Genomic DNA, 14,047 nt, shown 5'->3' with positions numbered 1-14,047 from the left:
CGGCCGGCTGTCGTGCCGGCTCGCTGAAACCGGCTGCCTTGATAAAGGCTAAAGTCCAAAAATGATTGAGAGGAATAGTTTCAATTTGAGGCAGTCGGGCCGTCGGGCGGCGCTGCGGCGTTGCGTTTTTTGACAAGGCCGCAGATCACCGAATTCAGCTCGCCGCCATAGATGAAGATCGAGGCGCAGATATAAAGAAACACCAGCGCCACCATCGCCGAGGCAAGCCCCGCATACATCGAGACGTAGCCGCTGGAGAACTGCGCGAGATAGCGGCCGAACACTTCGCCGCCGATCAGCCACATCGCCAGCGTCGCCCCGATGCCGGGCAGGATCTCGAGGAACCCGCGGCGGCCGGCCGGCAGCCACAGATGCAGGATCAGCAGCGCGATCACCAGGATGAAGGCGGCGACGGCGTAGCGGGCGAAGTCGACGAGGCCGCTGAACGGCGCCAGCGCCGGAACGTGCCGCACCAGCTGCGTCCAGATCACGGGCGCGAGGACGACGAGAAAGGCGAAGGCGAGCAGCGCCACCGCGCCGACCAGCACATAGGCGACCGACTCGATGCGCAGCAGCCACCACGGACGCGGCTCCGTGAGGTCGTAGGCGCGGTTCAGTCCGATCCGCAGGCTCTCGATGCCGCTGGAGGCGAAGTACAGCGCGAACAGCGAACCGAAGGTCAGCACGTTGCTCCGGTTGCCGATCAGCACGCCGGCGATGTCGGTAGCGATCGGCCCGGCGACCGCCTGCGGCCAGGCTTCGAGCAGGATGCGGGCCGCCTCGTCGGCGAGTTCCTGCGAGCCGAAGAAGAAACCCGCGAGCGCGGTGACGACGATCAGGAACGGGAACAGCGCCATCAGCAGCGACAGCGCGATGTGGCTCGCGATGGCCCAGCCGTCGTCGCGGGCGAACTGGTTGAAGGCCTCGTACGGGACGGCGAGAATTTTATGGACGGACGGCAATAGCAAGCCCTTGTGAACGCCTGTCGCCTACAGATTGGATGAGACGAGGCCGTTGGCAAGGGCAAACAAAGGCGAACGCGTGCGAAAGCGGCACGCGGCGACCGGTTTATGCCGCCTTGACGTCGTTGAGGAACTGCCGGACCTCGGCTTCGAGATGTTCCGCCTCGACCGCGAGACGATCCGCCATGTCCTTGACGCCGCCGGCGGTCGCGCGGGCGCTGCCGCTCAGTCCCGCCACCCGGCTCATCGCCTGCGCGCCGGTGTGGGCGTCGCCCGACGCGCGCGTCACGCCGTTCGAGATCGTGCTGATCGCCGCGCTCTGTTGCGTGACGGTGGCGGCGACGGCCGCCGCGATGCCCGCCATGTCGGCAATGATCGTGTTGACCTGCTCGATCGCCTGCACCGCGCCGGTGGTCGCCGACTGGATGGCGCCGACCTGCGAGGCGATATCGTCGGTCGCCTTCGCGGTCTGCCCGGCGAGCGACTTCACCTCCGCCGCGACCACGGCGAAACCCTTGCCGGTTTCGCCGGCGCGCGCCGCCTCGATGGTGGCGTTGAGCGCGAGCAGGTTGGTTTGCGCGGCGATAGCCTGAATGAGGCCGACCACCTCGCCGATGCGCGTCGCGGCCTGACCGAGATTCGACATGGTTGCGACCGCGCGCTGGCCCTGCGTCACCGCGCGCTGGGCCACGTCGGTCGAGGAGCTTGCCTGCGCCGCGATTTCTCCGGCGGACGCCGCCAGTTCCTCCACCGAGCCCGCCGCGGTTGCGACGTTCTCGGATGCGGCGGCCGCGCGCCGCTCGGCCTCGCCGGCCTCGGCGGACACCGTGTCCGCCGTCGCGTTAAGTTCGGTCGAATTCGCTTCGAGCTGCTGCGAGGCCTCGCGCAGCCGCGCCAGTGCGGCCTCGATCGATGTCTTGAACCGGTCGATCTTGGCGGCGATCTGTGCGGCGCGCAGGTCCTGCGCGCTCGAAGCTTCCGCCTGGACGGCGGCCAGCCGTTCGCGCTCGGACATGGCGTCGCGGAAGACGATGACGGCGCGCGCCATTTCACCGACCTCGTCGCGCAGCTGGGTGGCGGGGATTTTCGTCTCCGCCTCGTGCGAGGCGAGACGCTTCATCGCATCGGCCAGGCCGGTGAGCGGCCGCGTGATGCTGCGGCCGATGATCCAGCTCAGCAGCAGACCGAACAACACCATGCCGATGCTGACCGTGCTGACGATCCACCGGGTCCAGGACTGCGAGCCGGTCAGCGCATCGTCGGCGACCGCGCCGGCCTGTTTGGCGGATTTGATGATGCCCTCCGCGAGCGGCATCATGTTGCTGCTGTCGATGTCGATCAGCGATCGCAACGGCGCCGCGCGGTCGGTCGCGGCAACCCAGTTCGAGAACGCGTCCACATAGGCCGTCACCTTCGCGCGCATCGACTCCCTGATGATCGGTGGCACGAACATCTCGCCGAACGCGGTGTCGAATTCCTGCTTGGCGTGGAAGAACAGCACCTTGGTCAGTTCGCGCGGCTGCTGGCGGTATTCGACCTCGCGGTTGCGCATCGTCATCAGCGACGCCTTGAGGATGTAGGCGTTGCCCTCGGTCGTCCACTGGCGCATTTCGTTGATGATGAGCTCGATGGCGTTGCTGGCGTAATGCAGAGCCCCGCGGATGCCGGCATTCTCGCTGTAGCCGAGCGCTTCCTGCTCATCGACCAGATTCTCGAACATCACTTCGATGTTCTCCAGCGTGTCGCGGATCTGGGTCACGGTCTTGGTCTGCTTGTCGCCGCTCGCGCTCGCAATATCAGCGAGGTTCTGAAAGGCGCGGCTGTACGCGATGTGGAAGCGGTCGATTTTCTCCTGATCTGGGTCGGCGGAGTAGTCCCTGACCGCAAGGCGGATGCTCATCACCGCGTCGTTGAAGCCGCGGCTCGCCTCCACGATGTCGGTCGAATGTTTGAAGTGGCCGAACGCGGCGCTGACATTGTTCTCGCCGTTGCGGAACGTCACGGCGTTGGCGACGAAGCCGATGACCGGAATCAGCGCGAGGATAATGACGCGGTTGCGGACCGACAGCGCATTGACGAGCCGGCGGATCGGGGCGGACCAGGAGCGGGAGCGCATCACAGGTGCGATCTCTCGAAGGACGGGGAGGCACGGGCCAATGACGCGGCGGCTGCCAGAAAAGATCAAAATGGTTAATAAACCAGTTATAGGTGAGGCGAGCCGGTGGCCGCGGGGGCGGGCAGACCGCTGGATTCCTTCGCCTTTCCGCCAACTTTTCTTTTGTGCATCGCAAAAGTAAGGTGGCCGCATCGTCTGTCCGATCGCCCCCCGTGAGGTTTCCCATGCCAGCGAATGCGGCCCAGCGCCCGGCCGGTCCACGCTTCGAAGACACCGCCCGCGACGCGCTGGCGGGTCTCGAGGCGCTGCTCGCCGACGCCACTGCCAAGGTCCGCGGCCGCGTCGTCGTCGAAGGCCACGCGGTCAGCCGGCTGGTCGACCGCGAGCAGCGCGCCGCGCACGGCCTCGCCTGGCTCGCCACCTATGTCGAGGCGCTGCGCCAGCTTGTTGCCTATGCCGGGCGCATGGCGGGCGGCGACGCGCCGAACGAGCTTGAGGATCATCTGATCCGCATCGCCTTCGGCGAATTCGCCGCCCAGATCGTCGGCGGCATCCCGATCAGCCAGGGCGAGATCGTGCGCCCGGCCGACATGGGGCTTACCGCCGCCGAGGTCGCCGCGCGCATCAACCCGGCCTGCGAGGCGCTGATGGCGGACGGCAACACTGCCGCGCGCCGCGCCCGCGCCGCCGAGCTGATCCGCGCCGCGCACAGCGTCACCTTCGGCATCGCCAGTCTCGACGACACGCTCGAATCGATTCGCGACGAGATGCGCAAGTTCGCCGACAGCGAAGTGGTCGAGCACGCGCAGAGCTGGCACCGCACCAACAGCTACATCCCGCTCGACGTGATCCGGCAGATGTCGGAGCTTGGCGTATTCGGCCTGACCATCCCCGAAGAATTCGGCGGCATGGGGCTTGGCAAGGAGTCGATGTGCGTCGTCTCCGAGGAGCTGTCGCGCGGCTATATCGGCGTCGGCTCGCTCGGCACGCGCTCGGAGATCGCGGCCGAACTCATTCTCGGCAGCGGCACCGCCGACCAGAAAGGCAAATGGCTGCCGAAGATCGCGACCGGCACCGTGCTGCCGACGGCGGTGTTCACCGAGCCGAACACCGGCTCCGACCTCGCTTCGATCAGAACCCGCGCGGTGCGCGAGGGCAATGTCTACAAGGTCTACGGCAACAAGACCTGGATCACCCATCCGGTGCGCGCCGACCTGATGACGCTGCTGGTGCGCACCAATCCGAAGGAAGCCGGCCACCGCGGCCTGTCGATGCTGCTCGCGGAAAAGCCGCGCGGCGACGACCGCAACCCGTTCCCGGTGAAGGGCATGACCGGCACCGAAATCGAGGTGCTCGGCTATCGCGGCATGAAGGAATACGAGATCGCCTTCGACGGTTTCGAGGTGAAGGCGGAAAACCTGCTCGGCGGCGTCGAGGGCCTCGGCTTCAAGCAGCTGATGCAGACCTTCGAGTCCGCGCGCATCCAGACCGCGGCGCGCGCTATCGGCGTCGCGCAGGCGGCGATGGAACAGGCGCTCGACTATGCGCAGAACCGCGTGCAGTTCGCGCAGGCGATCGCGGCCTTTCCGCGCGTCGCCGACAAGATCGTGATGATGGCGGCGGAAATCCTGGTCGCCCGTCAGGTCACGTATTATGCCGCGCGCGAGAAGGACTCCGGCCGCCGCTGCGATCTCGAGGCCGGCATGGCGAAGTTGCTCGCCGCCCGCGTCGCCTGGGCCGCCGCCGACAACGCCGTGCAGATCCACGGCGGCAACGGCTTCGCGCTGGAGTTTCCGGCGAGCCGCATCCTGTGCGACGCCCGCATCCTCAACATCTTCGAGGGCGCGGCGGAGATCCAGGCGCAGGTGATCGCCCGCCGCCTGCTCGACGGCAGCAACTGATTTTTTGACCGTCATGCCCGGCCCTGTGCCGGGCATCCACGTCTTGAAACGAGGTAAGTCGTGGATGGCCGGGACAAGCCCGGCCATGACGAGCGAGTTCCTGCCTTCAAGCAGCTTGATTTGGGACAAACTCCGGCCCGCAAGCCGCGCCTATCCTTGGCTGCGAGAGGCAAGGAGTGCGACATGACCAGGGACGTGGAAAAACTCGCGATCAAGCCGGGCGAATGGATCGTCGTCTGCGACGGCGGCAAGGCGCTGGTGCTGGAAAACGCCGGCGACGAGAAATTCCCCAATTTGAAGACGCGCGACACTTTTCAGCACGACAACCCGAAGACCCATGAGCAGGGTGCCGACAAGCCCGGCCGCGCGCAGGACAGCATGAGCCCGAGCCGCAGTTCCGTCGGGCAGACCGACTGGCACGATCAGGCCGAGCAGGCCTTCCTCAACGATCTCGCCGCCCATCTGGCCCGCGCGGTCGAGGCGCATCAGGCGCCGTCGATCGTGATGGTCGCCTCGCCGCGCGCGCTCGGCATGATCCGCCCGGCCTATACGCACGGGCTGAAGGCGGCCGTCCGCGCCGAGATTCCCAAGGATCTGGTGAAACTGCCCGTTTACGAGATCGAGAAGCATCTCGCCGGCTGATTGTTACAGCGCCGGTGAGGGGTGATATGGTCGCGCCGATTCAGTCAGGCGCCTCCATGTCTCCGGTCCGGCACTTTCAGCGTGCGATGCTCGTTCTCGCGGTCGCTGCCGCGTTTTTCGCGGCGGGGAATCGCGCGCACGCGCAGGCGCATCTGCAGGAGCGGCCGCCGACCGGCACGCCCGCGGTCGCGCCCGGCGCCGACCCGATGGCGGTGCCCGGTTTCTGGGATCCGCGGCGGCGGCCGGAGCGGCCGGACCTGACCCGCATCAATGGCATCCGCTTTCTCACCGAGATCGACTATCCGCCGTTCAACTATGCCGGCGCCGACGGCCAGCCCGCCGGCTTCAATGTCGATCTCGCGCGGCTGATCTGCGAGGAAATCAAGGTTCCCTGCACGATCCAGTTCCGCCGCTTCGACACGCTGATCGAGGGCCTCTCGACCAATGGCGGCGACGCCATCATCGCCTCGATGGCGGCGACGCCGGAGATGCGCCGCCGCGTCGACTTCAGCGATCCCTATTACCGGCCGCCGGCGCGCTTCGTGTCGCGCAAGGACGTCGAGTTCGATGACGTGCGGCCGGGCGATCTCGAGGCGCGCAAAGTCGGCGTGGTCGCCGGCACCGCGCACGAAGCGTATCTGCGCGCGCTGTTCACCGAGGCCGAAGTGGTGACCTATCCGACCGCCGACGACGTGCGCGCGGCGCTGAAGCGCGGCGAGATCGACCTGATCTTCGGCGACGGCATCGCGCTGTCGTTCTGGCTGAACGGCACCGACAGCGCGGGCTGCTGCGTGTTTCGCGGCGGCCCGTTCATCGAGAGCCGCTTCTTCGGCGAGGGCGTCGGCGTCGCGGTGCGCCGCGGCAACGACGTGCTGCGCCAGGCGATCAATTGGGCGCTGTTCCGCATCTGGGAAAAGGGCAAGTTCACCGACCTGTGGCTGCGCTATTTCCCGATCAGTCCTTTTTGAATTTGCGCTCTGCGAGGCGTCTCGCTCAACCGGTCATCCCCGCGAAAGCGGGGATCCATAGCCACAGCTTTTCGGTGAACTTCCGCGGTATGGGTCCCCGCCTGCGCGGGGACGACAACTGAAATGTGATGCTTCACCTCATGGCCGGGTGCCGCTCTGCTGAAGCCAGTCGGTCGCTCCCTGGCCCGCCGCCGCGCCGGTCGCGAAACACGCCTGCAGCAGATAGCCGCCGGTCGGCGCTTCCCAGTCGAGCATTTCGCCGGCGGCGAACACGCCGGGCAATTCCTTCAGCATGAAAGCGTCGTCGAGCGCATCGAAGCGCACGCCGCCGGCCGACGAGATCGCGGTGGCGATGGGCTTTGGTGCGGTGAGCCGCACCGGCACGGACTTGATGAGCGCGGCAAGCGCGGCTGCATCGTAAGCCGACAATGCTTTGCCCGCCGACGCGGCGGCCTCATGCAGCAAGCCGGCGGCAGCGGGCGAAAGTTTCAGCGCCTTGCGCAAGACGTTCGACAGCGATTGCTTGTCGCGCGGCGCCGACAGTTTTTCGGCAATGGCATCGCTGCTCATGTCGGGCCGCAGGTCGATGATGAGCGTCGCGTCGCCTTGCGCCGCGATGGCCTCGCGCAGCAGCGGCGACAGCGCGTAGACCGCGCCGCCTTCAAGCCCGTCGCGGGTGACGACGGCCTCGCCGCGCGCGGTGACGCTGCCGAACGTCAGCGCGATGCGCTTGAGCGGTTCGCCCGCGAAGCGGCGGAACGGCTCCGACCACGGCACGGCGAAGCCGCAGTTCGACGCTGCGAGCGGCGCAATGCCGACACCGCACTCGCTTAAGATATCGGCCCAGCCGCCATCGGAGCCGAGTCGCGGCCAGCTCGCGCCGCCGAGCGCCAGCACGGTCGCGTCCGCCGCGACGGTCACATCGTCATCGCCATCGTTATTTGGATTTTGCGTGAAGCGCAGACGTCCGGCGTCGTCGAAGCCGCGCCAGTGATGACGAAATTCAAAGCGCACGCCGAGGTCGTTCAGCCGCCGCAGCCAGGCGCGCAGCAAGGGCGAGGCTTTCATCGCCTTCGGGAACACGCGGCCGCTGGAGCCGGTGAAGGTCTCTTGTCCCAGTTCATCGGCCCATGCGCGCAGCGCCGAAGGCGGAAACGCTTCGACAGCACGGCGCAGCCTGTCGCCGCCGCCGCGATAGCGCGCGAGAAAGGCGGTCAGGTCTTCGCTGTGGGTGAGGTTCAGCCCGCCGCGCCCGGCCATCAGCAGCTTGCGCCCCGCCGACGGCATCCGGTCATAAACGGTGACGGCGACACCGCCGCGCGCCAGCACCTCGGCGGCCATCAGCCCGGCAGGACCGGCGCCGATCACGGCGGTGGTTTTTGATGGCGGTGTAGCAGCAGGGGGCACGGGGTGCGCTCGCGTTGTTCAGCGCAGCATGTAGCGGTCTTCCGTGGATCACGAAAGAGCGCGATGATTCAGGAGCCGTCGCGCCAACCTCAACCGGTCATCCCCGCGTAGGCGGGGATCCACAATCACTGACTTTGTTGTTGATCTCTGGATTCCCGATTTCGCGGGAATGAGTGAAGTACCTTCTGTCGTTGCCGAGCGTGACCCGGCAATCAACGAAGCGCAGCTGTGCGTGATGAACTAAGAAATTCCGTTGTAGGAATAAAAGATAAGGCGTCATTGTCTGGGGAAATTAGCATGGACTTCCTCAAAGCAATCCGTTCTGGCGTCAAGGTCGCTGATTGTAAGGCACTCGGCCAAGGTCTTTTTTCTCACCTCTGGTGGCTCAGTGGTGAGTTTTGGTGTTGCCTGCGATCGAGTGGGGGGACTGATTGTGCTGCGGCCCTGATTTTCGCCGGGTATCCCCATTTTTGACGTGTGGTTGGTGCGCGATGGCGAGGAGGAAGGCGTGATTCTCCGTGCGCTTTCATCTTCGATATTTAATGAGCTTTCCTGCATGAGTAGAACAAACAGAAACAAACTGACAATTGAAAAGCATATCAAAAATAGATTCCCCGGCCATGCTTTGGGAGTTTTCGCGGATGTAATTGACTTTGCTTCAATGCGCGAACTAGGACGCTGAAGAATATTGATCGCCTTTGCAAAGCGCTCCGCCGCCGCGTGGCGTGAATATTGAACGATGCAATTTAGTCCGTTGGCGGAGCGAAAGGACATCTGGCCGTATTGGCAAATTGGAATTTGCCTATTCCCATTGAATCTTCGGTCGGGGCTTCCATCTTTGTTGATGAATCTCCAAGTGTTTCCGAGAATCACCGCATCAGGCGGTGTTGTTTTCTCTTCGATGAAGTTCACTCGCGCATTCTCAAAGCTTAACTCTTGATACGTCAGGGCGGCCACGGAGCCTTGCGTGCGCAATAACAGCGCATCCGGCAGGAAGTAAATCTCTTGCTTGGCGGTCTTAATGGTTGGAAGAGAAATGTCGCCTCGAAGGCAGGTTGGCTTCCCAAATTGAAGATAAATGGCCTCTCGTTCGTTTAACTTTGATGCGCCCGCATTTCGTTTCCAGTCGGAAGTAGAGGCGATCGTGGCGATGGCCCAAGTAGCTTTGCACGATCTGATGTCTAGAAATGTCTCGGCTAACGTTTTTGATATTATTTGTGCTGTGCCTTCTACGGTGTACTCAACCTTGATAGAGCGGCGATATCGATCAAGGAGCGCTGATATGAATATAGAAATAATAGCAAACAGGAGCGATATGGATGGCAGCGTTGAGGTGTTTAATGCCAGTGCAACAAGTAAAATTAAGGAACAGATCGCGACGACTGCAGGAGTAAATCTAGGCCGCTTTTGGATCGCAGCAAGGATTGGGGCAAGTTCGCTAATTGACAGAGCATTGATTGTTTCTGCGGAGGCGCTTTCAATTTTTTGCTCAGTCGTAACGCGGTGTGGGATTGGTTGGCTAGCCGTTGGCTTATGTAATATGTGTTTGCTTGCCTTGTACGGTCGATGCTCTGTCCAGGATATTCCCGTTCCCGGCAATCCAACTGTCGTTCGAGTTCCTTTCGTTCCAACTGTATAGCGTAAGCCACGAGTCCCTATTGAGACGGACGTTCCGCTTTTACTGAAGTTCAAGCGGACGCCCGGCAGAATCCTTACTGACTTGCGAAATCGAAAGCCCATTTCAGTCCCCGAAAATTATTATGCGGCACGATGTGCGCTAACGGCAATCCGACTCGCCTGTTGACTCCATCTAGGATTTAAGTATATATTCCTATCACCCTTTCTACGAGGGGCGTTCTCGCGAGACGTCCTGAGAATGGGGAAGGGTGCGGCGCCTGCGTGCAAGCCTCGTAAGCTTGCCCTCGGGCGATGCGGGGCTCCGCCCTCCGGGCACTACGGCCCGGACGCAAGGAGCTTGCAGGTACGGCCCGGCAACCGCCGCTTTAATCGGCGGCGCAGCTCCGGTGTCCCGATCGCGCGGCCCGCATCGAAAAATGCCGCGATGGAGCGCCGGAAGGCGAGCGCGCTTCGCAAGCGTGCGCCGCCTTCGCAAAGGCGGACAATACGGTTTGCGCCTTCCGGCGCTCCGTCCCCCTCACTCTTTAAGAGGGGCGTATGAACCCCAAAAAACTCGGACGTTGATTGCGCCGCGAGAAGGAGAAGGCGTGGCTGAAAATAACGCCGTCATTCCGGGGCGCGAGCCAAGCGCGGTAACGCGCGAAGGCAAGCGAACCCGGAATCCAGATGAGGGTTCCGCATTTGCCGCTGGATTCCGGGTCCGCGCCGATTGGCGCGGACCCGGAATGACGATGAGGATGGCCGGACCGCCCCCCATTTGACATCCCCCCACAGATTCCTACTGTCCGCGCCTGAAACCGACCAAACACCGAAGACATAATGTCCGTGACCGACACCGCCGCATCGCTTCGTGAAACCGCCGAGAAGTCGAACGCCTGGCCGTTCGAGGAGGCGCGCAAGATCGTCGCGCGGCTGAAGAAGAAGCCCAAGGACGAAGTGATCTTCGAGACCGGCTATGGCCCCTCGGGCCTGCCGCACATCGGCACCTTCGGCGAGGTCGCGCGCACCACGATGGTGCGCCATGCCTTCCGCGTCTTGACCGACGACAAGGTGAAGACGCGGCTGATCGCCTTCTCGGACGACATGGACGGCCTGCGCAAGGTGCCGGACAACGTGCCGAACAAGGACATGCTGGCGCAGGATCTCGGCAAGCCGCTGACGAAAGTGCGCGATCCGTTCGGCACCCATCCGAGCTTCGGCGAGCACAACAATGCGCGACTGCGCGCCTTCCTCGATCACTTCGGCTTCGAGTACGAGTTCCTCTCCTCGACGGAGTGCTACACTTCGGGCCGGTTCGACGAGGCGCTGCTGACGCTGCTCGCGCGCTTCGACAAGGTGATGGCGATCATGCTGCCGTCGCTGCGCGAGGAGCGCGCCTCGACCTATTCGCCGTTCCTGCCGATCGATCCGAAGACGGGCATCGTGCTGCAGGTGCCGGTCACCGCGCATGACGCCAAGGCCGGCACGATCACCTACGAAGACCCGGAGACGAAAGAGAGCGTGACCACGCCGGTCACCGGCGGCAGGTGCAAATTGCAATGGAAGCCGGACTGGGCGATGCGCTGGTGCGCGCTCGGCGTCGATTACGAAATGGCCGGCAAGGATTTGATCGATTCGGTGAAGCTGTCCGGCGAGATCTGCAAGGCGCTCGGCGGCACGCCGCCGGAGGGCTTCAACTACGAACTGTTCCTCGACGAGAACGGCCAGAAGATTTCGAAGTCGAAGGGCAACGGCCTCACCATCGAGGAGTGGCTGAAATACGCCTCGCCGGAGAGTCTCTCTCTCTTTATGTACCGCGAGCCGAAGGCGGCGAAGCGGCTGTACTTCGACGTCATCCCGCGCAATGTCGATGAGTACCAGCAGTTCATCGACGGCTACGCGAAGCAGGACACCAAGCAGCGGCTCTCCAATCCGGTGTGGCACGTCCACTCCGGCAATCCGCCGCAGATCGACATGCCGATCTCGTTCGCGATGCTGCTGACGCTGGTGTCGTCGTCCAATGCCGAGAACGCCGGGACGCTGTGGGGCTTCATCGGCCGCTACCGGCCGGGCGTCACGCCGCAGACCCATCCGAAGCTCGACGCGATGGTCGGCTACGCCATTCAGTATTTCCGCGACTTCGTGCTGCCGGCCAAGAACTTCCGCGAGCCGTCGGACGTCGAGCGCAAGGCGCTGCAGGATCTGCGCGACGCGCTGTCGAACCTCAAGGCAGACGCGACCGCTGAAGACATCCAGAATGTCGTCTACGAGATCGGCCGCCGCGAGCCGTTCCTCGATCACGCCAAGAAGGCGAAGGACGGCCGCCCCGGCGTCTCGCTCGACTGGTTCAACATGCTCTATCAGGTGCTGCTCGGCCAGGAGAAGGGGCCGCGCTTCGGCTCCTTCGTCGCGGTCTACGGCGTCGACAACACCGTGAGCATGATCGACGGCGCGCTGGCGCGCTCGGCGTGACCACGAAGGCGTGTGCGTCGCGCTACTGGCTCGCCCACATGATGCGCGCGACCCACAGCACGTCGGACATCTGCAGCGTGCGGTCCTGATGCTCGGCGTTCAGCGATTTCAGCTCGATGCTCTTGGTCGTCTTGCGGCGCAGTTCCTTCACCATCACCTCGCCGCGCTTGGTCTTGACCACGACGCGGTCGCCGCGCCGCGTCGGCGCGGCCGGCGAGACGATGATGACGTCGCCGTCGCGATAGGCCGGCTTCATCGAGTCGCCGGAGATTTCCAGCGCATAGGCGTGCTCGTCGTTGACGGCGGGGAAGGCGATCTCCTCCCAGCCCTTGCCGACCGGAAAGCCGCCGTCGTCGAAATAGCCGCCGGCGCCGGCTTCCGCGAAGCCGATCAGCGGCACCGCCTGCACGGCGGCGCGGCCGGTGTCGGTGATCAGGCTGACGAATTCGTTGACCGTGGTGCTGGTCGCGGCGAGCGACTTCGCAACGGACTCGGTCGAGGGCCAGCGCGCGCGGCCGTCCGGCGTCACGCGCTTCGACTTGTTGAAGGTGGTCGGGTCGAGCCCGGCTTTCTTGGCGAGGCCCGACGGCGACAGGCCCGCGCGCGCGGCCAGCCGGTCGATCGCCGCCCAGATCTGGGCATGGGTCAGCATGGAAGGAGTGCGAACGGCCACGGCGCTGGTGTCTTGTCTGTGCCTTGAGATTATTGTCCGAGTGCTAGGAATTATAACCTTGAATCGGGCGGCCAAGGCAAGAGGCAATCCCGGGTAAAACGCATGGGCAGCTTTGGACAGCGCAGCCGCGCCCCGTTATAGGGACCGCGGGACCTGAAGGCCCGTCCCGGAGGCTGCCGTGATCGGTTTTTTCGACCGCCTGTCGCGCCCCCTGTTGCGGGCGCTCGATCCCGAGGATGCCCACACGCTGGCGTTGAAGGCGTTGCGTTATGTGCCGCAGCGCCCGCCTGCGAGCGATTCGCCGCTGCTTGCGGTCCGCGCCTTCGGGCTCGACTTCCCCAATCCGATCGGCATCGCGGCCGGCTTCGACAAGAACGCGACGGTGGTCGATCCGCTGCTGCGCTCCGGCTTCGGCTTCGTCGAGGTCGGTTCGGTGACGCCGCGGCCGCAGGGCGGCAATCCGCGGCCGCGCCTGTTCCGGCTCGCCGCGGACCAGGGCGCCATCAACCGGCTCGGCTTCAACAATGAGGGCGAGGCGGCGGTGCAGGCGCGGCTCGCGGCGCGCGGCAAGGACGGCAGCAAGGCGAGCGGCATCGTCGGCGTCAATATCGGCGCCAACCGTGATTCCTCAGACCGCATTGCCGACTATGTGCGGCTCGTCGGCGCCTTCGCGCCTTATGCGAGCTACTTCACCGTCAACATTTCCTCGCCCAACACGCCGGGCCTGCGCGATCTGCAGCAGGCGAAGGTGCTCGACGAATTGCTGTCGCGCGTGCTCGAGGCGCGCGAGCGTGCCACGCGCAAGGTGCCGGTGCTCCTGAAGATCGCGCCGGACCTGACGCTCGGCGATCTCGACGACGTGGTTGGCGTGGCGCGCCGCCAGCGCATCGACGGCATGATCGTCTGCAACACCACGGTCACCCGGCCGCAGATTTTGCGCGAGCACGAGGCCGCGCGCGAGGCCGGCGGACTGTCCGGCCGCCCGCTGTTCAAGCTGGCGACGGGGATGCTGGCGGAAACCTATGTGCGCGCGGAAAACGTCTTCCCGCTGATCGGCGTTGGCGGCGTCGATTCCGGCGCGACCGCGATCGCCAAGATCAAGGCCGGCGCCACGCTGGTGCAGATGTATACCGGGCTCGTCTATCGCGGCATCGGACTCGTCGGCGAGATCAAGCATGACCTCGAGGCCGCCATCCGCCGCGGCCATCGCACCTCGCTCGCCTCGATGATCGGCAGCGACGCGGCGACGATCACTGCCGAAAGCTGGCCGAGCTAGAGGGTACCCGTTC

Annotated in this window: 10 protein-coding genes; 5 read left to right on the top strand and 5 right to left on the bottom strand. The window is 64.5% G+C overall.

From position 1 onward, the window contains the following. Window positions 1-80 precede the first annotated feature (80 nt). Window positions 81-962: a YihY/virulence factor BrkB family protein gene (locus tag AB7F10_RS09980; RefSeq protein WP_428560295.1), complete on the bottom strand. Its 882-nt coding sequence runs from the start codon at window positions 960-962 to the stop codon at window positions 81-83. 106 nt (window positions 963-1,068) lie between these two features. After that, a complete protein-coding gene (locus AB7F10_RS09975) occupies window positions 1,069-3,078 on the bottom strand; it encodes a methyl-accepting chemotaxis protein (RefSeq protein WP_428560293.1) in 2,010 nt (669 codons plus the stop codon). 224 nt (window positions 3,079-3,302) lie between these two features. On the opposite strand from AB7F10_RS09975, the gene AB7F10_RS09970 reads away from it, so the two are divergent. The 3 genes from AB7F10_RS09970 to AB7F10_RS09960 all read left to right on the top strand — a co-directional run bounded on the left by AB7F10_RS09970 (window position 3,303) and on the right by AB7F10_RS09960 (window position 6,589). Further along, window positions 3,303-4,979, top strand: a complete 1,677-nt coding sequence (locus AB7F10_RS09970) for an acyl-CoA dehydrogenase family protein (RefSeq protein WP_428560291.1) — start codon at window positions 3,303-3,305, stop codon at window positions 4,977-4,979. A gap of 195 nt (window positions 4,980-5,174) precedes the next feature. Then, a complete protein-coding gene (locus AB7F10_RS09965) occupies window positions 5,175-5,621 on the top strand; it encodes a host attachment protein (RefSeq protein ID WP_428561546.1) in 447 nt (148 codons plus the stop codon). Between the two features lie 86 nt (window positions 5,622-5,707). After that, complete coding sequence (locus AB7F10_RS09960; RefSeq protein WP_428560289.1) at window positions 5,708-6,589, top strand: transporter substrate-binding domain-containing protein; 882 nt, start codon at window positions 5,708-5,710, stop codon at window positions 6,587-6,589. 138 nt (window positions 6,590-6,727) lie between these two features. Here AB7F10_RS09960 and AB7F10_RS09955 read toward each other — a convergent pair whose 3' ends face one another. Then, window positions 6,728-7,996 carry an NAD(P)/FAD-dependent oxidoreductase gene (locus AB7F10_RS09955; RefSeq protein WP_428560287.1) on the bottom strand — a complete coding sequence of 423 codons (1,269 nt, stop codon included), beginning with the start codon at window positions 7,994-7,996 and terminating at the stop codon, window positions 6,728-6,730. A 276-nt stretch (window positions 7,997-8,272) separates the two neighbouring features. Then, window positions 8,273-9,736, bottom strand: coding sequence for a DUF4236 domain-containing protein (locus AB7F10_RS09950; RefSeq protein ID WP_428560285.1), 1,464 nt, complete (start codon window positions 9,734-9,736; stop codon window positions 8,273-8,275). A 717-nt stretch (window positions 9,737-10,453) separates the two neighbouring features. On the opposite strand from AB7F10_RS09950, the gene AB7F10_RS09945 reads away from it, so the two are divergent. After that, on the top strand, window positions 10,454-12,085 hold the full coding sequence (locus tag AB7F10_RS09945; RefSeq protein WP_428560283.1) for a lysine--tRNA ligase: 1,632 nt from the start codon (window positions 10,454-10,456) through the stop codon (window positions 12,083-12,085). Between the two features lie 22 nt (window positions 12,086-12,107). Here AB7F10_RS09945 and AB7F10_RS09940 read toward each other — a convergent pair whose 3' ends face one another. Further along, window positions 12,108-12,737, bottom strand: coding sequence for a S24 family peptidase (locus AB7F10_RS09940; protein WP_428561544.1), 630 nt, complete (start codon window positions 12,735-12,737; stop codon window positions 12,108-12,110). A gap of 199 nt (window positions 12,738-12,936) precedes the next feature. On the opposite strand from AB7F10_RS09940, the gene AB7F10_RS09935 reads away from it, so the two are divergent. Further along, window positions 12,937-14,034, top strand: coding sequence for a quinone-dependent dihydroorotate dehydrogenase (locus tag AB7F10_RS09935; protein WP_428560280.1), 1,098 nt, complete (start codon window positions 12,937-12,939; stop codon window positions 14,032-14,034). The last annotated feature ends 13 nt before the right edge of the window (window positions 14,035-14,047 follow it).

Source organism: Pseudolabrys sp., from assembly GCF_050250095.1.
Classification (GTDB): domain Bacteria; phylum Pseudomonadota; class Alphaproteobacteria; order Rhizobiales; family Xanthobacteraceae; genus Pseudolabrys.
This window is presented reverse-complemented; position numbering and strand designations above follow the sequence as displayed.